Genomic DNA, 22,132 nt, shown 5'->3' with positions numbered 1-22,132 from the left:
TGTTTCCCGACGTTAAGTTTGGATCAAACCCGAGGGGCGAATTGCACCGGTCACGAAACGGTCACTACTGTTACGTCCTGTTGCCTCAGGGTGCCGGTTGATAGGACCGGCCGGGCAGCGCGGAAGCCGAGGGAGTGACCTCGCGGGTGGTACGGGCGTTAAGCCTGTAGAACCACCGGCGTGGTTGACGGGGACGGCGTCGAGCAGAGGAAGGGACCGACCGGGCTGTGTCCACCGGACGCATCAACCGCACCAAGGGAATCGCCCTCGCCGCCATCACCAGCACCGCCGTCGTGGCAGGTGTGCTGTTCATCCAGACGGGCGCGGACGCCGATCCGAAGCTCACGCTGGAAGAGGCGAAGAAGCAGGTTGCCGCTCTGCAGCACAAATCCGAGGAAGCCGGCGAGGCGGCCAACGACCTGCGCGGGCAGATCAGCTCCTCCCAGGCTCGGTTGAAGGCCCTGCAGACCGCGGTCAACAAGCAGCAGGGCGAGGTCGACGCGGTGAAGCGTCAGATCGGCTCGCTCGCGGTCGCCGGGTACCAGACCTCCGGGATGTCGACGACGGCACAGCTGCTGCTGTCCTCCAACCCGGACCAGTTCCTGAGTCAGGCCTCCACCGCCCAGGCCTTCGCCGGGCAGCAGAACGCCGTACTGCGGAAGTTCCAGGACGCCCAGGGCAAGATCGCCGACCTGCAGGCCAGCGCCGGGAGCGAGCTGGCGCAGTTGCAGGCGGTGCAGGCTCAGCAGAACAAGCTCATCGCGGAAGCCAAGGCCAACCTGGACGCTGCGGAGAAGGTGCTCGGCAAGCTCAGCGACGCCGAGCGCGAGCGGATCCGGCTGGAGAACGAGAAGGAAGCCGAGAAGGCGCGGAACGAGCGTCCGAGCCGCGACGGCGACCGGATGGACGACCTGCCGGTCCCGGCCAACGGGCGCGCGGGGATCGCCGTCCAGGCGGCGATGAACCAGCTCGGCGACTCCTACGTGTGGGGTGCCGAGGGCCCGACTTCCTTCGACTGCTCCGGCCTGATGCTGTACGCCTGGGGCAAGGCTGGTGTTTCACTGCCGCACTCGTCCAAGGCGCAGGCGAACGAGGGCCGCCGGATCAGCAAGAGCCAGCTGATGCCGGGCGACCTGGTCTTCTTCTACAGCCCGATCACCCACGTCGGCATGTACATCGGCAACGGCCGGATGGTGCACGCTCCGCGCCCGGGTAAGAGCGTCGAGACCTCGTCGATCAGCACGATGCCGTACAACACGGCCGTTCGTCCGGGCTGACCCGTCAGCTTGCGATACTCACCGGCTCCGGGGTCTCGGCCCCGGAGCCGAGTCGTTTCACGACCGTCCAAGTGCTCTACTCTCGGAGGAGGCACGTAGTGTCGCGCCTGACTGGGGCAGGTGAGCAGCGAGGGGTCGAAGTGATCGACGAGCAGGGCGATACCGTGCCGATGCCTGCCGTTGAGCACCTCGGCCCGGATCAGCTCGGCCCGGTGGAGCCGAAATCGCCTTCGCCGTTCAGCGGAGTGATCGTCAAGAAGGTTGCCATCGGCCTCGCGGTCGTTCTGGTGGCCGGGGCGGGGTATGCCGGGCTGCGGCAGGTGGCCGACGCTCCCACGGATCCGAATGCGCCGGTCGGTTCGCACGACCCGCAGACTTCCACCACGCCCGACGACGAGGCAGCGGCCGGTGTCCAGCGGGCGACCGACGGTGGCGCCGTACTGCAGGCGATGGCTGACGCGGTGAAGAGTGAGAACCGCAGCGACTTCCTCGAGACGGTCGATCCGCAGTCGACCGCCTTCAAGGCCAGCGCGCGGACGATCTTCGCGAATCTCGAGCAGCTCCCGATCGGGATCTTCCAGTTCCGTTACGTCAGTGACGACATCGCTGCGCTGCCGCCCGATCGCACGGCCGAGCTCGGCGGGACCGCGTCCTGGCTCGCGCAGGTCGAGGTCTCCTGGCAGCTCACTGGGTACGACGTGAAGCCGGCGCGCGCGATTCTCCCGGTCACCTTCGTCACCCGGGACGGGAAGACGTACGCCGCTTCGTTCTCGGATCGCTTCGTTGCGGGGCAGCGGCGTCCGGTCTGGACGCTCGGCGCGCTCGATGTCGCCAAGGGCAACCGCAGTCTGGTGATCAGCCTGAAGTCCGAGGCGCAGGCGAAGGCGTACGTCGCGGTCGCGGATCGGGCGGTCACTTCGGTCAGCAAGGTGTGGGGCAAGGCGTGGCCGCAGAAGGTGGTCGTGTATCTGCCGGCCAAGCAGTCCCAGATGGAGGCCGTGCTCGGCGCCGCACCGAACACGTACACGCAGATCGCTGCCGTGACGATGGCGGAGCTCGATCAGCCGCAGACTGGTGCGCCGGTGCGGATCGTGGCCAACCCGAAGCTGTTCGAGGAGCTCGGCAAGCAGGGCCGCCGGATCGTGCTGACCCACGAGACCACGCACGTCGCGTCGACGGCGACCGCGTCGCCGGTGCCGTTGTGGCTGGCGGAGGGGTTCGCCGACTACGTCGCGTTCACCGCCGTGCCGGTGCAGGACGAGTCGGCCGCGAAGGAGCTGTTCAAGGCGATCCGGGCCGGCAAGGTCCCGGCCGCGCTTCCCGATACGAACGCGTTCGCCGCGTCGTCGGCCGATCTGTCCCAGGCGTATGAGTCCGCGTGGCTGGCCTGCCGGCTGATCGCCGAGCGCGAGGGACAGAGCGCGCTGGTGAAGTTCTATCGCGCGGTGCACGCGTCGAAGAGCTCGACCGGGCTGGCCGATGCGTTCAAGTCGACGCTGGGCATGACCGAGCAGGAGTTCGTCGTCGAGTGGCAGAAGTACCTCAGGAGACTTGCTGGTGTCTAAGTGGGCGCCGCGGCTGACGGCTCTCGTCCTCGCGGCCGCACTGGTCGTGGTGATCGTCACCACGACCCCCTGGCACCTGATCGACCTGCCGACGCCCGATCCGGCGCTGGACTTCACGCAGGCCGAGATCGCCCGCCAGCAGGCGTTCCGCGCCGAGCTGTTGCCGTGGTCAACGACTTCGTGGGTGCTGTCGGTGCTGGTTCCTCTCGTGATCGGCTTCAGCCCGCTCGGGCGCCGCCTGTACGACGCTCTCCGCATCAGCCGGTGGTACGTCGCCGTACCGCTGCTGATCGCCGGCCTCGGACTGCTCACCAGCATCATCACCTTGCCCACCGACATTTTGGCCGAGCGGATCCTGCGGGAGTACGGGCTGTCGGTGCAAGGGTGGGGATTGTGGGCCCGCGACCGCGCGGTGAACTGGCTGCTGGTCGCGCTGGCGATTACCGCGATCGCTGTCTGTTTGATCGGGCTGGCGCGGCGTCGTCGTACGGGCTGGTGGTTGCCTGCGGCCATTGTTACTGCGCTTCTCGTGCTTGGGGTGTCGTTCGCTTATCCGGTGTTGGTCGAGCCGCGGTTCAACAACTTCACATCGATGCCGGCAGGGCCGCAGCGGGACGACTTCCTGCGGCTCGCGGCGGAGGACGGCGTACCGGTCGAGGACGTGCTGGTTGCTGACGCGTCTCGGCGGACGACTGCGCTGAATGCTTACGTTTCCGGCTTCGGATCGACGCGGCGGCTGGTCGTGTACGACACGTTGCTGAAGGAGACGCCGCCGGCTCAGACCCGGTTGGTGGTGGCGCATGAGCTCGGGCATGCGGCCGAGGATGATGTGCTGCATGGCACGCTGATCGGCGTACTCGGTGCTGCTTTTGCGGTCGTGCTGTTGGGGGCGTTGCTCGGGGCAAGGATGGCGGATCCCCGGCGTACGGCGGCGTTGCTGGCGCTGATCGCGATCGGTACGACGGTCTCCGGGCCGGTGCAGAATCTGGTCAGCCGGCGGATCGAGGCCCGCGCGGATTATCACTCGCTGCGGTTGACGAACGATCCGCAGAACTTCGTGGCGATGGAGCACAACCTGGCGGTGACGAACATCTCCGGGCTGACGCCGAGCCGCTGGCGGTACTGGATGTTCGCCTCGCACCCGACCGCGCCGGAGCGGATCGCGATGGGGCGCGCCTGGGCCGCGGCGCACGGCTCGTCGGTTCCGTCGCGATGACGGTTCTCGTTGTCACCAACGATTTCCCGCCGCGGCAGGGTGGGATCGAGACCTTCGTCCGATCGTTGTGCTCCCAGCTGCCCGACGTGGTCGTGTACACGTCGAGTGAGCCCGGTGATGCCCAGTACGACGCGGCGCTGCCGTTCCCGGTGATCCGGGATCGGACGTCGATGCTGCTGCCGACACCGAGGGTTACGCGGCGCACGGTGGGCCTGATGCGCGAGTACGGCGCCGACCGGGTGCTGTTCGGTGCCGCGGCGCCACTGGGGTTGATGGGCCCGGCACTCCGACGGGCCGGCGCCCACCGAATCGTTGCCATCAGCCACGGTCACGAGACCTGGTGGGCGGGCGTACCCGGCACGAGACAGTTGCTCCGAAAGATCGCCGACGCGGCCGACACGCTCACCACAGTGTCGTCCTGGTGTGCTGACCAGATCGCCCCGGCCCTGTCACCGGACGCAGTACGCCGGATGCGCCGCCTGACGCCGGGGGTAGACACGGAGCGCTTCTTCCCGGGATGCGGGGGAGAGGCTAAGCATGGACCTGTGGTGGTTTGTGTTTCCCGCCTTGTCGCGAGGAAGGGGCAGGACACGTTGATTCGGGCTTGGCCTGGGGTGTTGGGTGCGGTGCCGGGTGCGACGCTGCTGTTGGTTGGGGGTGGGCCGGATCGCGGTCGGCTGGAGCAGTTGGCCGCGAGCGTCGGCGTCGAGGAGTCGGTGGTGTTCGCCGGGGCGGTGGCTTGGGACGACATTCCGCCGTACATCGATGCTGCTGATGTGTTTGCGATGCCTACGCGGACCAGGCGGTTCGGGTTCGAGCCTGAGGCGTTGGGGATTGTCACGTTGGAGGCGTCCGCCGTGGGGAAGCCGGTGGTGATCGGGGATTCGGGTGGGACCGCGGATACGGTCCGGCATGGTGAGACGGGGTATCTGGTCGACCCGTACAACCCGGTGGCGGTCGGCGTGCGGATCGTGGAGTTGCTCAGCGATCCGGCGAAGGCTCAGCGGATGGGGGCCGCCGGTCGACAGTGGGTCCAGGATCAGTGGACCTGGCGACGGTCCGGGGCCACGCTGAGAGAACTACTGGACATCTAGCTGGTTCCGTCGTGTACTCTCCGTTCTATGCATCCGATGTTCAGCCTTGTAGCAGCCGTACGAGCTTCGTGCTCTCCGGCTGCCGCTGCCTGACATCTTCTTCCACCACCGGCGACCGGAAACGGTTCGCCGGTTTTGTCGTTTCTGACGCCTGGTGACTCGGTTCCGGTCTTCTCACAAAGGACCAAGAACCATGACCACCACCCTGCAGAAGACCATCACCCGCACCTTCATCGACTACTTCCAGCAGCAGCACGGGCACATCCCGACCACCGGGTCCACGCTCATCCCGCGGCTGGGGGATCCGGTGCTGTTCACGACGTCGGGGATGCATCCGCTGACGCCGTACCTGGAAGGTGAACCGCATCCGATGGGTCGCCGGCTGGTGGGGATCCAGCGCTGCCTGCGCACGACGGATCTCGACGAGGTCGGCGACCCGACGCACCTGACGGTGTTCGAGATGCTCGGCTCGTGGTCGCTCGGCGACTACGGCAGCGACCAGACGCTCCGCTGGGGGTACGAACTGCTGACCGAGGGCTTCGGTATCGACCCGGGCCGCCTGCACGTGACCGTGTTCGGCGGGGACAGTCAGGTCCCGCTCGATCAGGAGTCGTTGCAGACCTGGCAGAAGCTCGGTCTGCCGATCGAGCTGACCACCGAGGACAACTGGTGGTCGAACGGCCCGACCGGTCCCTGTGGTCCGGACTCGGAGATGTTCGTGTGGACCGGTGACGGTGAGCCGGAGGGTACGCCGACCACCGACGACCGCTGGGTCGAGGTGTGGAACCACGTGATGATGCGCTACCGCCGCCATGACGACGGTTCGCTGGAACCCCTGCAGCAGCAGAACATCGACACCGGTCTCGGCCTCGAGCGGCTGACGATGCTGCTGGAGGGCAAGGACTCCGTGTACGAGACCTCCCTGTTCGAACCGTGGATGCGGCAGATCCCGAAGCTGTGGAAGCTGAACACCGAGGAACAGCGAATCGTCATCGACCACCTGCGATCGAGCATCGTGATCGTGGGCGACGGTGTGCATCCGTCCAACACAGGGCGCGGCTATGTGCTCCGACGCCTGATCCGCCGGGTGCTCACGCTGTTGTGGCGCGGTGACGATTCAAGCAGCCTGTCCGATCTGCCGCTGGAGCTGTTCGAGCACACGCTGAACCACTTCCACCAAGGCGAGTCGGTGACGCTGGTGCGGCGGATCCTGATCGACGAGGAGATCCGGTTCAGCAACCTGCTCGATCGTGGGCGCAAGGTGCTCAGCCATGAGCGGTTCCAGAAGTCGCTCGACGAGACGGACTACGAGTACCTGCACGAAACCCACGGGCTGCCCCGTGAGCTTGTGGACTCACTTAGGTGAGGCTGGGATCCAGCGCGTCGGTGGGGACCGGCGTCTCCGAAGGAGGAGCGACCTTCCCCACCGACGACTGGGCCACGAAAGCACCCAGCAACACGATGGTGCCGCCGATGATCTGGTTCGTGGTGAGGCGCTCGTTCAGCAGGATCAAGGCAAACACGCAGGCCGCGACAACTTCGACGTACGCGACTGCTCCCGCGATGGCCGCGGACAACCGTTGTACGGCGGCCGCTCCGGCGAGGTAGGCGATGACCGTGCTCACGACGATCAGCCAGGCGGCCAGTAGCCAACCCGGCGCATGCCGGTCGCCCATCGCGACGCTCTCCGCCAGGACATGCCACGGGACACCCCACGGCGCGGAGATGAGCGTGAGCAGAATGGCACCGACCACGCTGCCGGCGGCTGTCATCACGAGTGGATCGGCGACACCGGTCAGCTTGTCGATCAAGATGAAGTACGTCGCCTGGCACGCAGCCGCGGCGAGTCCGGCCAGCAACCCGATCAGGTCGATGGTCAGCCCGGACCAGACCTCGGCCACCGTGGCCAGGCCGATCAGGGCGATGCCGACACCGATCGCGGCCGATCGCGGGACGGCGACCTTCTGACCGTATTTCAGCCACAGCACCACCAGCACCGGGCCGGTGAACTCGAGCATCAGCGCGACCCCGACCGGCAGGCGGCTGGCTGCGATGAAGAACAGCGTCTGGCAACCGGCGATCCCGGTCAGGCCGTACACGACCAGCGGCTTCCAGGACGCCCGCGCGGAGCGTAGTCCTGCGCTGCCCCGGAGCACCAGAACGAGTGGGACGAGCAGCACGGCGGCGCCCAGGATTCGGACCCAGGCGGCCTGTTGCGGGGTGAAACCGGCGCCGATCAGCGCCTTCGCGAAAGGTCCCGAGCCGCCGAACGTGACGGCCGAGAAGAGCGCAAACCCGAGCCCCACCGACTTCGTGCTGTACATGGGCATAACGTTCTCATGCCCATTACATCGCTGTCGAGGCCCGTCTCAGAGCACGTTCACCGCGCGGGCCGCGACCACCGCGATGGTCAGGAGGGCGATCGCCGACTGGATCGCCATCAGCACCTTCACCCGGGCGGTCAGCGGCATCGTGTCGGTCGGGCTGAACGCCGTCGCCGCGGTGAACGCGACGAACAGGTAGTCCGTGAAACCGGGCAGCCACTTCCCCCATCCCGGCAGGTCGACGGTCATCTGCGGGAACAGCAGGTCGGCCCGCTCCTCGTCGCGCTCGTGCTCGGGCGCGCGGGCGAACGGCCCGCCGCGGTCGATCTCCCAGTACCAGACGCCGAAGGCAACGACGTTCGTCACCCAGATCAGGGCGGCTGCCTTCACCAGCACCATGCCGTTGGTGGCGTCGCCGGAGTTCAGATAGACGATCAGCTCGGCCAGATAGACCGCGTTGGCCAGCACGAGGACCGCCAGCAGCGCCAGCTCGACCCAGCGCAGCCAGGGCTCGTCGCGGCGCAGGTGGAACGGGTTCATCCAGATCAGCGGGAGCAGCAGCAACGCACCGAGCGCCGGCATCACCCAGCGCGGGAACGCGGCGATCTGCGTCGGGACCAGCAGTTGCAGGATCAGTACGGCGACCACCGCGAGCGAGGCCGGCCATCGCCGGATGTGACGCATGCTCATGCCGACAGTATGGAGGCGTCGATGACTGCCTGACCCACTTCGGTCCGTCGGTAGTGCACCTGATGACCGGTACGGCGGCGTGTCGCGAGCCCGGCGTCGTGGAGCGCGGCCAGGTGTTCGGCGACCGTGGCCAGCGCCAGCCGGTAGTCCGCAGCGAGCGCACTGGTCGTGGCCGGCGGGTCGAGCGCGACGAGCAGGGTGGCTCGCGTTCGACCGAGCAGGCGGGCCAACGGGTCTGGGGGAGCGGGGGCGTCGGACCACAGGCGGGCGGCGCCGCGAGCCGGATAGACCAGCGTTGGTTGGTAATTGGGGTCGACGACCATCACGAGATAAGGCCAGGCGAAGACTCCGGGGACCAGCAGGAGGCCCTGGCCGGTGAGCTTGTGGTCGGGTTCGCGATAGCGGTCCGCGATCAGGCGATCATCCGCCCAGCTCAGCGTCGGGTGCAGATCGTCGAAGAGCGCGGCCAGTCCGCCGTCCGTGAGCTGGCTGCCGCGGTAGGCGATGTCGTCCTCGAGGAAGCGGCTGATCTTCGGCCAGTCGGGTTTGATCAGCGCGTGCCAAGCGCTCTCGATCTCGTCGGCCAGCCGGTCGCGGGCGCGCGCCGGATCGGTCAGCATCCGGTCGATCTCCGGGGCGCCGGGATTGTTGAGTTCGTCTCGCGAGCGGATCAGTTCGCGCCGGACCCGGTCGATCGGCGTACTGCGGATCCGGGCGAGTTCGGTGCTGATCTTCGCCCGGGAGGCCTTGGGTGGTGGAGTCAGGAAGTCCGGTGAGAAACCGACGCGCGGCTGAAGCGCCAGCAGTCCGCTGAGGTCCAGACCGGCGGCCGCCTCGGCCTTGGCGGCCACCCAGGGCGCATACATCGGCCGATGCCGGATCCCATTCAGGACGCGGACTGCAGAGACGGTCTCCCACAAGGGTGAGGCCCCGAACCGGCAGCGCAACGCGTCGCTCTGGGTGAAGTGCAGAACCGTCATCCGGCCGAACTTTCGGTCACAACCAAAAGTCTAGTTCGCGGAGGTGCAGGTCGGACAGTCTTCGGGCGTGAGGTCCTATCGAGCCGTCCTGAGTCTTCCCGGTCTGCGCAACGTCTTCGTGGCGCATGCCATCTCGATGCTCGGCACCATCGCCGCCCAGGTGGCGCTGTCGATCCTGATCTTCGAACGCACCGGCTCACCGTTGCTCTCGGCACTCGTTCTGGCCTGCTCGTTCCTCCCGTACGCCGTCGGCGGGGTCCTGCTGTCGTCGATCGCTGATCGCTTCCCGGCGCGTCGCGTCTTGGTGGTGTGCGATCTGGCGACTGCGATCTGCATTGCGCTGATGTTGATCCCGGGGCTGCCGGTCGGCGCGCTGTTGGGGCTGTTGCTGCTGACCGGGGTGATCGCGCCGGTCTTCGCCGGTGCCCGCTCGGCGAGCCTCGCGCACCTGCTGCCGGTCGAGCTGTTCCCGGTCGGCCGGTCGTTGCTGCGGGCAATCAGTCAGCTGACCGTGCTGGCCGGGTTCGCGGTCGGTGCGGCCGCGGCGGCGGCGGTCGGTGCACCCTGGCTACTCGCAGTCGACGTCGTGACGTTCCTCGTGTCCGCAGTACTGATCGGAGTCGGTACGCCGTACTCACCGGCAGGCGAGCGCAGTCGCAGTACTGTGCGTGACTCGTGGTCCGGTCTGCGGTATCTGTTCGCCCATCCGCGGTTGCGGCCGTTGATCCTGCTGACCTGGGTGGCGCCGGCCTTCTCGGCGGTTCCCGATGGGTTGGCGGTCGCGTACACGGCTCAGACCGGTGCTGCAGCGGCTGCGGCAGGGGCTCTTTTCACTGGGTATGCGGCGGGGACTGTACTCGGCGAGCTCGTCGTCGCGAGGTTCACCCCTTCCTTGCGGCGACGGCTCGTCGTTCCGCTTCTGCTGGCCAGTCAGTTGCCCGCGATCGCGTTCCTGGTAAGGCCTTCCGTGCCGGTCGCGGCGGTGCTGCTCGCGGTGTCGGGCGCCGGGTATGCCTTCAACCAGGCGATCGATCCGATGATCCTCGCCGCGGCCGATCCGGCGTACCGGGGGCGGTTGTTCACCGTGCAGACCAGCGGGCTGATGGCGATTCAGGGCGTGAGCATCGCGCTGGCCGGTGTGGTCGGAAGCTTTGTCGCTCCCAACCTCACCATCGCCGCCGCCGGTGTGTGCGGAACCATCATCACCCTGCTGATCGCGCGCAACGCCTTAGGTGTTCACCGCCAGCGCTGGTTGGGCCCGCCGTTGCGGCCGAGAGTGTAGACGTCGCCCCCTCCGTTGCTGTCGAGATACCGGCCGGTGGCTCCGTGCTTGATGTCAAAATCAGGGCTCCGATACCACCACTGATAGGTGTTGTTGACGTTGCACGAGTTGCTGTAGACGACCCCGTTCGCGTTGGCGTCGAGACAGAGTCCCGTGGCGACGTTCTTGAGCATCCCGTACTCGGGCCGCGCCGACCGCACGTAGTCCCACTTGTGCTCGTTGAATCCCGAGCAGCCGGTCGTTCTGATCCATTGGGAGTCGTGGACGTTCGCCGTCAGGCAGAGCTGGGTGGCATCGTTCCGGAGGGTGATCACCGCGGTCACCGAGTCCGGAGCCGCGGCGGCTGGGACGGATGTCGTGACCAGTCCGGCCAGTAGGACTATGGCGCTGAGACCTGCTCGAATCTGCATGCGTCAACGGTAGATAGCTGTATACAGAGCGCAACGCTTTTGATCACCGTGGAATCAGGCGCTGGAGCGAACGATCAGCGGCGCGGTGACGAGGCGGCCTGGTTGGTCGTCGGCGCCGGTGATCTCCAGGAGAGCGCGGTCGAAGAGGCAGGAGGCGATGTCGCGCAAGGGGATCCTGGCGGTGGTCAGGGGAGTGTCGAGCATGCTGGCGAACGGGAAGTCGTTGAAGCCGGTGACCGCGACGTCCTCGCCGACCTGTAGGCCGCGGCGTTGCAGGGCTCGCATTGCGACGACGGCGAACGCATCGTTGTCGGCGACAACTACCTCCGGGGGAGCGCTCTCCGATACGTAGGCGTTGACCTCTTCCATCGTTCGGAAGGAGCGGACGACGGTGCTGGGGAACTCGCGGACGAAGCCGTCCTCGCGCTGGTGGATCCAGGGCAGCGAGCCGTCGGTGCGCAGGTAGAGCGCGGTTGAGCGGCCGGTCTCGCGCAGGTGCTGGGCGATCCCTGCCATCGAGGTCTCGTTGTCGACGTCCACCCAGCACTGCCGCTGCTGCGGGCCCGTGCGGCCGAAAGCGACGAACGGGAACCGCCGCTGGCTGAGGAACTCGATCCGCTCGTCGTTCGGCATCGTCTCGAGTACGACGATCGCGTCGACCTGGCGGGCGGCGATCAGCTTCTCGTAGAGCGCGATCTCGGTTGCGCCCGCGGTCGGCGTGGTCACGTGCACGCCGTACCCGGAGACGGCCGCGGCCCGGACCAGGCCGTCCAGCAGACCGTGCAGGAAGCCGCCGAGGCCGGGGTTCTCCTCGCTGACCTCGTCGTACAGCGGCAGGCCGATCACCTGGCTGCGTCCCGACGACAGCGCCCGGGCGGCGTGGTTCGGGGTGTACCCGAGCTCGTCGATCGCCGCCTGCACCGTCTGGACGGTGGAGGCGCTGACGCGGTGCGGTGCGTTCAGGACGTTCGATACCGTCATCGCGGACACCCCGGCAAGTCGGGCGACATCCGCAACCGTCGTACGGCGTGGTCGTGACACCATCCAGCCCCCCTCAGAGTCGTTCGATGCGGGCAACCCCGGCGGTCGGTACGTCGACCTGCCACAGTCCTGACGGCGGAGTCGTCGTACGGCGGTAGACCTCGGTGCCCGAACAGTCAGACACTACGAGGTTGACCGGTCCGGAGCCGGCACCTTCGACCAGGAGTCGCGGTTCGCTGCCGCCGTTCACCAGGACGACGGAGCGATCGGTGTCCTCCAGACGCACGAGGGGGTTGGTGAACGCGGCCACCACAGTCGTTGCGCCCACGGCCCGCACCTGTGCATAACGCGCGTCCGAGCGGGACGGCAGCAGGACACCGCGTTGCAGTACGTCGAAGTGCTCGCGCATGAACGCCAGCCAGTACCGGACCACGCGGTCGTGCGCAGCTGGTAACGCCTCGAGCTCCATCGACACCTGCACGGTGCTGAACAGCGCACCGATGAACTGCTGTGCCACCGTCTCCGGGGTGGCCGACGGATGCCACATCAGCATGTCCGAATGCACTGCGCGATCCCCAGCGAGCAGCCGGCTGTCGATCGTGCGGACCCGGTTCTCCACCGGGTCCATCGCGCAGTCCCCGGCGCGCAGGAAGGTGCCGAACTGCCACAGCCGCGGGTTCACGTAGTCCTGCCGGAACTCGATCAGCACCTCGTCGCCCAGCTCGTCCCTCACCGCCTGCAGCAACAGTTCGACGCCCTCGTCGACCGAGGTGCAGTCAGCCTCGGGCGCATCCGGGACCGGACCTTCCCACGCCCACGAGTCGATGAAGTCGATCTTCAGCCCGTCGACACCCCAGTCGCGCACCGGCCGGACGCAGCACTCGACCAGGTGCTCGCGCACCTCGGGGTAGCGCGGGTCCAGCACCGCCACCACCTCACCGTCGGCGAAACCGAGCACGCGGTCCTTCAACCGTTCCCACGCCTTGGAGTGCACCCCGATCAGCGGTGGCGCGATCCACAGCACGTAACGCAGTCCGAGCTCATGCACCCGCCGTACATGCTCGGTCATGTCGGGGAACTTGCCGCTGGTCGGCTCCCAGTCACCGCAGTACGCGTAGCCGCGCGCAGTGCTGTCCGTCTGCCAGCCGTCGTCGACGATGATCGCCGCACACCCGTACGCCGCGCTGGCGCGTGCGTGGTGCTCGACCGACTCGGCCGACACGTGCTGATGGTCGCTGTACCAGGTCGAGTACATGGCCTGCCGGGCGATCTCCGGTACGGCGGCAATCCGGTCACCGAGGTCAGCGGTCCACTCGGTGGTGACGCCGCGCAGGGCCTCGGCGAAATGCACGTCGCGCAGGTCGATCCGCAGTACGAAGCGATCCGCTTCGATGTCATCGGCAACCAGCTCGATCAGCTGCTCGGCGGTCTCCTCGTTCACCCCGATCGCGAACTCGCAACCGCGGACGTGCGCCGACAGCGAGACCGTCAGCAGGCTGCGGTCCTGGTCGTCGACCAGGCTGCCGACCGGCGCGGACCGGACCGAGCGGATCCGGCGCCGCGATCCCCAGTCGGTCGGGAGCTCCCGGCGCGCACCCTGCGAGGCCCGCCAGAACGTCACCGCCGACCCGGTCGGCCAGGTCCAGCTGATCGTCACCGGACCGTCCGCGAGCACCTCGAAGCGCAGTACGCCGGGCACCTCGGCCGGCAGCGCGGTCACCGACCGCGCGCCGGTCGCCGTACCGGTCCGCCGCACGGACCCTGCCAGGATCTCAAAGCTCGTCACGGCGGTGACTATAGCGGTAAAACCGACCGCGCTGAAGTATTGACGTCATTGGTCTACCTGCTTACTTTAGCTAGGAATTTTACCGCTAATATCCAATCCTCTGAGGAGTGCCAAGTGCTCTCTGTGAGCTCTGACTCCGGGTACGTCGAGCAGGCCTTCGCCTGGGCATCGAAGCGTGCCCTGGACTGGGTGCAGACCGACGCTCACCCCGGAAACCTGCCGTCGTACTGGGCCGGCTACCCGTCCCGGGACATGTTCTACTCGCGCGACATCTGCCACCAGGCCGCCGGTGCGCACCTGCTCGGGCTGGACGCCGAGAACTTCGCCATGTTCCGGCATTTCGCTCGGTCGGCGACGCCGGCCCGGAAATGGTTCCCGATCTGGGCGTTCCACTTCGACGGCCGGATCGCGGCTCTGGACTATCACAACGACGAGCACTTCGTCCGGGAGATCCCCGCGGTGTTCGACCTCTGCTACCGGGCGCTGGAACAGTACGACTGGACCGGCGACCGCCGATGGCTCGACGACTCCGATCTCGCGGCCTACTACGAGACCAGCCTCGGCGAGTTCGTCACGGCCCACGATGCTGATGGTGACGGGATCCCGGAGGCCGGTGGCACCGCGGACATCTTCCTCGGGACCGCGACGTACAACGAGCGCGAAGCGCCGCTGCTGATCGCGGGCGACGGGCTCGCGACCCAGTACGCCGTACTGCGGAAGCTCGGCCGGGACGCGGAGGCGGATCGGATCGAGGCGACGTACCAGACCTGGTGGAACGGCGAGCACTTCGCGCGCGGGGTGACCAAGGAGGGTCTGGACTTCGACTGGGGTCTGGAATCGCACACGCTGCCGCCGCTGTTCGGGCTCGGTGGAACTGAGCAGTCGCTCGACTGGCTCGAGGGCAAGATGGATTCGGATCCGCCGAAGAACATCGAGTCGCTGAGCTACTACCCCGAACTGCTGTTCAAGTACGGGCGCGACGAGTCCGCGTGGCGGTGGACCAAGCACCTGATCGACAGCCGGGACGACTATCCGGAGATCTCGTTCACGGTCGTCGAGCACCTGGTCGCCGGTCTGCTCGGGCTGCGGCCCGAGGCCGGTACCGCGCTCACGCTCACCTCTCACCTGCCCGCCGAGATCGGGTGGGTCACTGCCGATCACGTACGCGTCGGCGGCTGGGACCTCCGCATCACCCAGGAGGCCCGGCACACCACTGAAGTCACCGTGCACAGCGGACCGGGGGCGCTGCCGGTGACGGTCGGTGCCGAAACACATCCCCTCGAGCCGGGCCGGACAGCCCGGTTCATCACTAAGGACGCCTCATGACTCCCCTCCGCTTGATCCCAGCCGCCGTCGCGCTTCTACTGGCCGCCGGTTGTGCGACGACCAGCCAGCCCGCTGGCAACACCGGTAGCGACTCCGCCGACATCACCTTCTCGTTCTGGGGAACGAACTCCGAGGCTGCGTCGCTGAAGGCGATCGCGGCCGCGTTCGAGCAGGCCAACCCCGGGACCAAGGTGACGACCAACTGGATCCAGGCCGACTACGAGCAGAAGATCCAGACCTCGATCGCGGGCGGCACCCAGTCGACCGTGATGGAGATCAGCAACAACAGCCTGGCCGGGTTCGTGCCCAGCTTCGCCGAGCAGCAGGTCGACCCGGCCAAATACGTGCAGCCGAACATCTCGTCCGCGCTGCAGTTCGAGGGCAAGTACTATGCGATGCCGTTCGCGGCCAAGCCCAAGGTGATGGCGATCAACGTGGACGCCTTCAAGGCCGCCGGGGTTCCGTTGCCGAGCGCAACGACCCCGCTGACGCTGGACGAGTTCCGGGCGCTGGCCGCGAAGCTGTCCCACGGTGACGGCAAGGCGCGGGTCTTCGGTTCGAGCAACCTCTGGTACCGCGGCTGGCTGACTGCCGCCGGTGGCAGCTACTACAACGCCGACGCGACCGCGTGCACCTTCGGCGACGAGACCGGTGTGAAGGCAGCCCAGTACGTCGTCGACCTGCAGAAGGAACGGTCGGCTCCGACCTCGACCGACGTACAGGGTCAGGATCAGGCGCAGTGGTTCGCGGCCGGCCGGCTGGCGATGTTCAGCGACTTCGGGCCGTGGACGGTCGCCGACTTCGCGAAGATCAGCAAGCCGAACTGGACGCTGGTCCCGGTGCCCGGCAAGGGGTTCCCGATGGAGGTCGACGGGCTCGCGATCAGCAAGAAGGCGACCGGCAAGCAGTTGGAGACGGCGAAGAAGTTCGTCGAGTTCGCCGGCACCCAGCAGGCCGCGCAGGACCTGCTCATCCAGGGGAACACGGCCCTCGGCGTACCGGTGATCGCGGCGTCGACCGCGACGCTGGAGAAGGTACTGCCGGCCGACCGGAACCTGGCCGCGTTCACCACCGCGCTGAAGACCGGGCTGGTCGGACCCTCGGTCGCACGGGAGGCGCAGATCTCCGGTGACGCCGAGAAGGGGATGAACAGCTACACCCCGCTCGGCACTGGCAAGGACGATGTCGCCAAGGTGCTGCCCGACCTGATGGCCAAGTGCACGGCGGCGCTGCAGAAGTGAACCCGACAATCGGCTGGATCCGCGACCTGGCGGCGTCGTGGGGTGTACCCGCCGTCCTGGTCCCGCTGGTCCCGTTCCTCCTCCTGCTGATTGCCCTGTACGCCGTGCTCGGGCTGGCGGCGTACGGGGCGCGGCGACGGTGGCCGCGGGCCGACAAGACGATCGCGTTCTGGATGTTCATCTCGCCCTGGCTGATCGGGTTCGCGATCTTCACGGTCGGGCCGATGATCTCCTCGATCTACGTCAGCCTGACCTCGTGGGACCTGATCACGCCACCGCAGTTCGTCGGATTCGCCAACTACACCGAGGCGTTTCAGGACCCGCGGGTCGGGCAGGCGCTGAAGGTGACCCTCCTGTACGGCGTGATCAGCGTGCCGCTGCAGACCGCGCTCGCCTTCGTGGTCGCGCTGCTGCTGAACGCCGAACTGCCGGGGATGCGGTTCTTCCGGACCATCTGGTACCTGCCGAGCCTGGTGTCCGGCGTGGCCCAGATGGTCTTGTTCCTCTGGGTGTTCAACCCGCAGTACGGGCTCGCGAACGACGTCCTCGCGAAGGTTGGGATCGAGGGACCGGGCTGGTTCAACGACGCGTCCTGGGCGCTGCCGACGGTGATCCTGATGAGCCTGTGGACGGTCGGCGGCGCGATGGTGATCTACCTGGCCGGTCTCAAGGACGTCCCGCCGAACCTGTACGAGGCGGCAGCGATCGACGGCGCCGGCACACTGCGGATGTTCTGGCATGTGACGCTGCCGCAGATGTCGCCGATCATCCTGTTCAACGCGCTCACCGGGATCATCGGGTCGCTGCAGATCTTCACCCAGGGGTTCGTCGCGAACGGCGGACCGAAGGACTCGTTGCTGTTCTTCGTCTACTACCTGTACGACAACGCGTTCCAGAACTTCCGGATGGGCTACGCGTCCGCGCTGGCCTGGATCCTGTTCGTCGTCATCCTGGCGCTCACCACGGTGACCCTGCGGGGGAGTGCCTTCGCTGTGTATTACGAGACCGAGCTGACTACTCGTCGGAGGAAACGATGAAGCGCCGAAGTGTGCTCACCACAGTCGGCCTGTACGTCGTTCTGGTCGTCGGCTCGGTGGTGTTCGTGTACCCGTTCCTCTGGATGATCGCCACCTCGCTGCGGTCCCTGGCCGGCGTGGGCAGTTCCGGGGCGAGCGTCGTACCGGAGGAGTTCTTGTGGGACAACTACGTGCGGGCCGTGACGTCGTTCCCGTTCTGGCGGTACACGCTGAACTCGGTGCTGACCACGTTGATCCCGATCGTCGGCACGGTCTTCTCGTGCACGCTGGCCGGGTTCGCGTTCGCGCGGTTGCGGGTGCGGTTCTCGGGCCTGGTGTTCGGGGTCGTGCTGGCGACGATGCTGCTGCCGGGGGAGGTGACGATGGTTCCGCAGTTCATGCTGTTCAACAACCTCGGCATGATCGACACGCTCTATCCGCTGATCCTGCCGGCCTTCTTCGGGTCGCCGTTCTTCATCTTCCTGTTCCGGCAGTTCTTCGCGCGGATGCCGGCCGAGCTGGCCGACGCCGCGGTGGTGGACGGGTGCGGCTGGTTCCGGACCTTCTGGCTGGTCTATCTGCCGCTGGCCCGGCCGGCCGTGGTGGCGGTCTCGATCCTGCTGTTCATGGGGTACTGGAACAACTTCCTCGGACCGGCGATCTACATCAACTCCGACCAGTGGAAAACGTTGCCGCTGGCCCTGGCCGGGTTCCAGTCGGTGAACGGCACGGACACCCCGTTGCTGATGGCAACCTCGCTGCTGATCACGCTGCCCTGCCTGGTGCTGTTCTTCGCGGCGCAGAAGCACATCACGCAAGGGATTACCTTCACGGGCGGCAAGTGAGCGGTGGGTAACTGAAGGGTGCCTCAGCGTGAACGAACCATGGACACCGTTGTCAATCGCGGACTAGCGTGAAAAATCCTTCTGCCTCCGCCCTCCCGTGTGAGGCACCCGCCCCCACCACAGAAGGAGAAATCAATGGCGCGCAAGCTGTTGATGCTGTCCGGCCTGGCCAGTGTGGTCCTCGCCGTCGTCACCTACGCCGCCCCGGTGTCACTTGCCGGTGCGTCTGCGTCCCCCGCCCAAGAAACCTCCGCCCACGCTGAAGGGGCGTCGGCACCGCACGGAACTTCCGTGATTCCTACGCCCGCAGACCTTAAGGGCAAGGCGAAAGTACTGGCTCCGCCGCCTGGCGGCTGGTCGGTACCGAGTCAGCGCAACTACACCATCACGTCCTCCTGCCAGCCTTACGCAGCCGCCATTCGGCAGGGTGCCGCGGCCTGGGCAGGTCTGCGGGAAGGTGGCGGCACGCCGGTCGAGTGCCGCAACAGTTACATCACCGACTGCGGTGGCGGCGATCGTGTCGTCGGCTGCAACTGGGGCGCCGGACAGCGCATCGCCTTGTACATGGGCGGTGTGAACGACGACGCTCTGCTGGCTGCACACGAGTTCGGCCATGACTGGTACGGCCACTCGACCTTCCGCTGTGCAGGTTGGGACAGTGCGGCCCATGTGATGGCACCAAGTATCTGTAACTAGCCGGTCGATAGTGGTCCGGTCCGCACCTGCCGGCGGACCGGGACACTAGGCTCCCAGAATCCCTTGCTGGTAACCCTTTGCGACTGCCGCAGCTCGATCGTTCACATCCAGCTTGGTGAAGATGTGGCTGAGATGCGTCTTCACTGTGGCCTCGCTGATGAACAGCTCGCGGGCGATCTCCCGGTTCGACGTTCCCTTCGCGACCAGCGCCAGTACTTCACGTTCCCTTGCAGCCAACGGACTTGGGGCTGGCGACTGTACGGCGGAGACCAGCCGGGACGCGACCGCGGGGGAGAGCACCGCTCGCCCGGCCGCGGCTTCACGAACTCCGAGGAACAGCTCCTCCGGCGGAGCGTCCTTGAGCAGATAGCCCGTCGCCCCGGCCTCGATCGCCGGCACGGTGTCCGTATCGGTGTCCCACGTGGTGAGGACCAGCACCTTCGCCCGGGCGCCGCGGCGCTGCAGCTCGGCGATCGCCTCCAGACCACTGCCGCCAGGCATCCGCAGGTCCATCAGGATCACGTCCGGATCGAGCTCGGCCGCCAGCGCGACCGCCTCGACACCGTTCGACGCCTCCGCGAGCACGGTGAATCCGGGGACCGACTCGAACATCCCGCGCAGCCCGTTACGGACGACCGGGTGGTCGTCGACCAGTAGTAGCGAGATCACGTGGTTCCCCGTTCGTCGACGACCAACGGTACGCGGGCGGAGACCGCCGTACCGGATCCTGGTTCTGCTTCGATCGTGAGTGAGCCGGCGATCCGCTCGGCGCGGGCACGCATGCCGTCGAGGCCGAACCCGCCGGTGCCGGTGCGGTTCGGGAGCTCGAGTGCGTTGAACCCCACGCCGTCGTCGCGCACGTCGAGTGTCACCTCGCCGTCCATGAAGCTGAGGGTGACGCCGACCCGGGAGGCGTTCGCGTGTTTGCCGACATTCGCGAGTGCCTCTTGGGTGATCCGAAGCAGAGTTGCGGAGATCTCGCCGTGCAGCTGCTGGGCGATCCCGGTGACGGTCAGTTCGGTCGGTACGCCGGTCCGCTCCGTCCACTGGTCGACCGTTTTGCGCAGCGCCTCCGGGAGACCGTCGTACGAGAGTCCTTGCGGAGCGAGGTTCTGGACCGAGCGGCGGGCCTCGCCGAGACTGTGCCGGGCGAGGTCGGTCGCGCGGGCGATGTGGTCCTCGGCGACCTTCGGATCGGGCGTGGTCGCGACAACCTGGAGCTGGGCGATGATCCCCGTCAGGCCCTGGGCGAGCGTGTCGTGGATCTCCGCGGCCAGCCGGCGGCGTTCGTCGGCGACCCCGGCCTCGCGAGCCTGGATGAGGAGCTGGGCATGCAGGGCGGCGTTCTCCTCATGAGCCTTCTCGAGCTCGGCGATGGTCACGGCTCGCGCCTGTGACCGCTCCTCCTCCTGCTCGGACAGCCGGCCGACGAAGCTCAGCAAGGCGTTGTTGGCCGCCAGCAGGCAGCCGAACACGATCCAGCCGATCGGCCCGTCGGTCGGGATCCCGCCGACCTGCGCGAACGAGATCGGTACCGAATGGGCGAACAGCGCGAGCCGCTGCCGACGCCGACCGCGGATGAGACTGGCGGTATCGAAGTAGCCGGCTGCCATGAAGAACGCGAAGAAGCCGTTCAGCAGCGCCAGAGTGGCGCCCATCGCCCAGCGGAGAACGAAGTAGGTCGCCGAGACCGCGTCCGGACGGGTGCGCCGACGGCCCGCCCAGGTCCACCACAGCTGGAGGACCACCAGCCCGGCGACCAGTGCGACGACGGTGCGCCGCTGCCAGGGCTCCGGCGTGATCAGGTCGGCTGTGACGATCGCCATCACGCAGGAGGCGACCAGCAGCGCGGGCGGCGCTAGCCGGGTGAACAGAGCCCGGCGCCGATCGATCGAGGTGTCGCCCGCTGCCGTCACCTCCACAGTCTGCATGAGTGCGGTCTCACTCCCACCGGAACCAGCGAACGGCCGCGGCTGACAGGACAGCCGCCCAGCCGGCCAGTACGCCGAGATGCGACCAGGCGGGCCAATCGCCGGCCGCTGCCTGGCCGAGCGCCTCGGCGGCGGCGCCGAACGGAGTGAACGTGACGATGCGCGCCATGACGTCCGGCATTGCCTGCACCGGCACCCAGACGCCGGCGGTGAACAGCGCGGGGAAGTAGGCCACGGTTCCGATCGCGGAGGCGATCTTTGCCGTGCGCGCCACAGCCGTGATCAGTGCGCCCAGAGCCAGCGCCGCGGCCGCGGTCAGCACGAGCGTGAGCGCGTAGCCGAGCGGCTGGCTCGGCAACCGGACGCCGAAGACGAGCCGGCCGATCGTCAGACAGAGCACGATCGAGGCCAGGGCAGCACCGCCCGCCAGGACCACCTGCGCCAGCAGCAGGGCCGACGGACGCACCGGAGTCGCCGACATCCGGCGCAGGATGCCGCGCTCGCGGTAGCCGGTGAGGACCGGCGGCAGCGTCTGCAGGCTCGTCGTAATCACCGACACCAGCACCAGAACCGGCACGTAGATGTCGATCAGCCGGAGGCCGCCGAGGCCCGGGTCGGCCTCGCGGAACGACGGGATGGAGCCGAGGATCACGAGCAGGATCGACGGAAAGGCCAGCCCCCAGAACAGGATGCCGGGTTCACGCCCGAAGAGCCGGGTCTCGGTGCGCAGGACCGCGACGTACGGGGAAGTAGTAGTGCCAGTGCTCATGAGGTGGCTCCGGTGAGGTTCAGGAAGGCGTCGTCGAGGGTGGCGTCGGTGATGCGCAGCTGGTGCGCGGTGAGGTGCCGGCGGACGAGCAGCGCGATCACCGCGTTGACGGTCTCGTCGGTACCGCTCAGAGTGATCCGCCCGTTCTTGTGCTCGACCGAGGTGAGGGCAGGCAGAGCAGCCAGCTCCTCGTCGTCGAGCGGGCCCGACGGCGTGAACGAGATGACGGTCGCACCCGCGGACCGGGCGATCAGACCGTGTGGCGTATCGAGTGCGGTGATCCGCCCGTTGTCGATCAGGGCGATCCGGTCGCACAGGCGCTGCGCTTCCTCCATGAAGTGCGTGACCAGGAGGACCGTGACCCCGCTGGCCCGGACGTCCTCGACGATCTCCCAGGTATCGCGGCGGGCCCGTGGATCGAGCCCGGTCGTCAGCTCGTCGAGTACGACGACCCGCGGGTTGCCGATCAGCGCGAGCGCGATGAACAGCCGCTGCTTCTGGCCCCCGCTCAGTACGCCGAACCGTTTCTTCAGCATGCTGGTCAACCCGAGCCGCTCCGCGAGTGCACGCCAATCCGCCGGCCGCGGGTAGAAAGCGGCGTACAGCTCAAGGGCTTCCTGCACGGTGAGCTTCGCCTGCAACTCACTCTCCTGCAGCTGCGACCCCAGCACCCGAGTCACCGCCTCCCGGTCCCCAACCGGAT

Annotated in this window: 21 protein-coding genes; 11 read left to right on the top strand and 10 right to left on the bottom strand. The window is 67.4% G+C overall.

The window, feature by feature from the left end:
- The first annotated feature begins 227 nt into the window (after positions 1-227).
- From E1261_RS19845 to E1261_RS19825, 5 genes are all read left to right on the top strand, one after another.
- Entirely contained in the window at positions 228-1,277 is a 1,050-nt protein-coding gene (locus E1261_RS19845) for a C40 family peptidase (RefSeq protein ID WP_132408516.1), read from the top strand.
- Positions 1,278-1,375: 98 nt separating this feature from the next.
- The gene (locus E1261_RS19840) at positions 1,376-2,842 is read left to right on the top strand and encodes a hypothetical protein (RefSeq protein ID WP_132408514.1); all 1,467 of its coding nucleotides are present in this window, start codon (positions 1,376-1,378) and stop codon (positions 2,840-2,842) included.
- A complete protein-coding gene (locus E1261_RS19835; RefSeq protein ID WP_238176318.1) occupies positions 2,835-4,058 on the top strand; it encodes a M48 family metallopeptidase in 1,224 nt (407 codons plus the stop codon). Before E1261_RS19840 ends, E1261_RS19835 begins: the two co-directional genes overlap by 8 nt.
- Positions 4,055-5,152, top strand: coding sequence for a glycosyltransferase family 4 protein (locus E1261_RS19830; protein ID WP_132408512.1), 1,098 nt, complete (start codon positions 4,055-4,057; stop codon positions 5,150-5,152). Before E1261_RS19835 ends, E1261_RS19830 begins: the two co-directional genes overlap by 4 nt.
- Before the next feature lie 193 nt (positions 5,153-5,345).
- The gene (locus E1261_RS19825; protein WP_132408510.1) at positions 5,346-6,518 is read left to right on the top strand and encodes an alanine--tRNA ligase-related protein; all 1,173 of its coding nucleotides are present in this window, start codon (positions 5,346-5,348) and stop codon (positions 6,516-6,518) included.
- Here the strand turns inward: E1261_RS19825 and E1261_RS19820 are convergent.
- From E1261_RS19820 to E1261_RS19810, 3 genes are read right to left on the bottom strand one after another with little or no spacing between them, the layout of a single operon-like run.
- On the bottom strand, positions 6,511-7,476 hold the full coding sequence (locus E1261_RS19820; protein ID WP_238176317.1) for an EamA family transporter: 966 nt from the start codon (positions 7,474-7,476) through the stop codon (positions 6,511-6,513). The genes E1261_RS19825 and E1261_RS19820 overlap by 8 nt on opposite strands.
- A gap of 45 nt (positions 7,477-7,521) precedes the next feature.
- On the bottom strand, positions 7,522-8,166 hold the full coding sequence (locus tag E1261_RS19815; RefSeq protein ID WP_132408506.1) for a DUF1345 domain-containing protein: 645 nt from the start codon (positions 8,164-8,166) through the stop codon (positions 7,522-7,524).
- Positions 8,163-9,146: an ArsR/SmtB family transcription factor gene (locus E1261_RS19810; RefSeq protein ID WP_202874856.1), complete on the bottom strand. Its 984-nt coding sequence runs from the start codon at positions 9,144-9,146 to the stop codon at positions 8,163-8,165. The genes E1261_RS19815 and E1261_RS19810 overlap by 4 nt, the downstream gene beginning before the upstream one ends.
- 67 nt (positions 9,147-9,213) lie before the next feature.
- On the opposite strand from E1261_RS19810, the gene E1261_RS19805 reads away from it, so the two are divergent.
- Positions 9,214-10,428 (top strand): MFS transporter, encoded by a 1,215-nt coding sequence (locus E1261_RS19805; protein ID WP_238176316.1) that lies wholly within the window; start codon positions 9,214-9,216, stop codon positions 10,426-10,428.
- On the opposite strand, the gene E1261_RS19800 is transcribed toward E1261_RS19805, so the two are convergent.
- The 3 genes from E1261_RS19800 to E1261_RS19790 are packed head-to-tail and all read right to left on the bottom strand — an operon-like array spanning position 10,383 to position 13,605.
- Positions 10,383-10,838, bottom strand: a complete 456-nt coding sequence (locus E1261_RS19800) for an RICIN domain-containing protein (protein ID WP_132408504.1) — start codon at positions 10,836-10,838, stop codon at positions 10,383-10,385. The two genes, E1261_RS19805 and E1261_RS19800, sit on opposite strands and share 46 nt — an antisense overlap.
- A gap of 54 nt (positions 10,839-10,892) precedes the next feature.
- A complete protein-coding gene (locus E1261_RS19795) occupies positions 10,893-11,882 on the bottom strand; it encodes a LacI family DNA-binding transcriptional regulator (RefSeq protein WP_132408502.1) in 990 nt (329 codons plus the stop codon).
- A 10-nt stretch (positions 11,883-11,892) separates the two neighbouring features.
- Positions 11,893-13,605, bottom strand: coding sequence for a glycoside hydrolase family 36 protein (locus E1261_RS19790; RefSeq protein ID WP_132408500.1), 1,713 nt, complete (start codon positions 13,603-13,605; stop codon positions 11,893-11,895).
- 114 nt (positions 13,606-13,719) lie between these two features.
- Here E1261_RS19790 and E1261_RS19785 point away from each other — a divergent pair, with 114 nt between their 5' ends.
- The 5 genes from E1261_RS19785 to E1261_RS19765 all read left to right on the top strand — a co-directional run bounded on the left by E1261_RS19785 (position 13,720) and on the right by E1261_RS19765 (position 18,729).
- Complete coding sequence (locus tag E1261_RS19785; RefSeq protein WP_238176315.1) at positions 13,720-14,931, top strand: hypothetical protein; 1,212 nt, start codon at positions 13,720-13,722, stop codon at positions 14,929-14,931.
- Complete coding sequence (locus tag E1261_RS19780) at positions 14,928-16,172, top strand: extracellular solute-binding protein (protein ID WP_132408495.1); 1,245 nt, start codon at positions 14,928-14,930, stop codon at positions 16,170-16,172. Before E1261_RS19785 ends, E1261_RS19780 begins: the two co-directional genes overlap by 4 nt.
- Positions 16,169-17,209 (top strand): carbohydrate ABC transporter permease, encoded by a 1,041-nt coding sequence (locus E1261_RS19775; RefSeq protein WP_202874855.1) that lies wholly within the window; start codon positions 16,169-16,171, stop codon positions 17,207-17,209. The genes E1261_RS19780 and E1261_RS19775 overlap by 4 nt, the downstream gene beginning before the upstream one ends.
- Positions 17,206-18,033: a carbohydrate ABC transporter permease gene (locus E1261_RS19770; protein WP_132408493.1), complete on the top strand. Its 828-nt coding sequence runs from the start codon at positions 17,206-17,208 to the stop codon at positions 18,031-18,033. The genes E1261_RS19775 and E1261_RS19770 overlap by 4 nt, the downstream gene beginning before the upstream one ends.
- A 135-nt stretch (positions 18,034-18,168) precedes the next feature.
- Positions 18,169-18,729: a hypothetical protein gene (locus E1261_RS19765; RefSeq protein WP_132408491.1), complete on the top strand. Its 561-nt coding sequence runs from the start codon at positions 18,169-18,171 to the stop codon at positions 18,727-18,729.
- Between the two features lie 45 nt (positions 18,730-18,774).
- Here the strand turns inward: E1261_RS19765 and E1261_RS19760 are convergent, their stop codons facing one another.
- The 4 genes from E1261_RS19760 to E1261_RS19745 all read right to left on the bottom strand — a co-directional run.
- Positions 18,775-19,398, bottom strand: a complete 624-nt coding sequence (locus E1261_RS19760) for a response regulator (protein ID WP_202874854.1) — start codon at positions 19,396-19,398, stop codon at positions 18,775-18,777.
- A complete protein-coding gene (locus E1261_RS19755; RefSeq protein WP_132408489.1) occupies positions 19,395-20,660 on the bottom strand; it encodes a sensor histidine kinase in 1,266 nt (421 codons plus the stop codon). The genes E1261_RS19760 and E1261_RS19755 overlap by 4 nt, the downstream gene beginning before the upstream one ends.
- Before the next feature lie 10 nt (positions 20,661-20,670).
- Positions 20,671-21,429 (bottom strand): ABC transporter permease, encoded by a 759-nt coding sequence (locus E1261_RS19750; RefSeq protein ID WP_132408487.1) that lies wholly within the window; start codon positions 21,427-21,429, stop codon positions 20,671-20,673.
- Positions 21,426-22,132: ABC transporter ATP-binding protein (locus E1261_RS19745; RefSeq protein WP_132408485.1), on the bottom strand; the 707-nt coding region annotated here is incomplete at its 5' end. The genes E1261_RS19745 and E1261_RS19750, both read right to left, overlap by 4 nt.

This window comes from Kribbella albertanoniae (assembly GCF_004348455.1).
GTDB lineage: Bacteria > Actinomycetota > Actinomycetes > Propionibacteriales > Kribbellaceae > Kribbella > Kribbella albertanoniae.
This window is presented reverse-complemented; position numbering and strand designations above follow the sequence as displayed.

Coding starts and splice junctions, on each gene's coding strand:
- E1261_RS19770 (WP_132408493.1), top strand. CDS start 17,206: ATGAAGCGCCGAAGTGTGCTCACCACAGTCGGCCTGTACGTCGTTCTG.
- E1261_RS19800 (WP_132408504.1), bottom strand. CDS start 10,838: ATGCAGATTCGAGCAGGTCTCAGCGCCATAGTCCTACTGGCCGGACTG.
- E1261_RS19810 (WP_202874856.1), bottom strand. CDS start 9,146: ATGACGGTTCTGCACTTCACCCAGAGCGACGCGTTGCGCTGCCGGTTC.
- E1261_RS19755 (WP_132408489.1), bottom strand. CDS start 20,660: ATGCAGACTGTGGAGGTGACGGCAGCGGGCGACACCTCGATCGATCGG.
- E1261_RS19780 (WP_132408495.1), top strand. CDS start 14,928: ATGACTCCCCTCCGCTTGATCCCAGCCGCCGTCGCGCTTCTACTGGCC.
- E1261_RS19795 (WP_132408502.1), bottom strand. CDS start 11,882: ATGGTGTCACGACCACGCCGTACGACGGTTGCGGATGTCGCCCGACTT.
- E1261_RS19820 (WP_238176317.1), bottom strand. CDS start 7,476: ATGTACAGCACGAAGTCGGTGGGGCTCGGGTTTGCGCTCTTCTCGGCC.
- E1261_RS19825 (WP_132408510.1), top strand. CDS start 5,346: ATGACCACCACCCTGCAGAAGACCATCACCCGCACCTTCATCGACTAC.
- E1261_RS19765 (WP_132408491.1), top strand. CDS start 18,169: ATGGCGCGCAAGCTGTTGATGCTGTCCGGCCTGGCCAGTGTGGTCCTC.
- E1261_RS19830 (WP_132408512.1), top strand. CDS start 4,055: ATGACGGTTCTCGTTGTCACCAACGATTTCCCGCCGCGGCAGGGTGGG.
- E1261_RS19815 (WP_132408506.1), bottom strand. CDS start 8,166: ATGAGCATGCGTCACATCCGGCGATGGCCGGCCTCGCTCGCGGTGGTC.
- E1261_RS19750 (WP_132408487.1), bottom strand. CDS start 21,429: ATGAGCACTGGCACTACTACTTCCCCGTACGTCGCGGTCCTGCGCACC.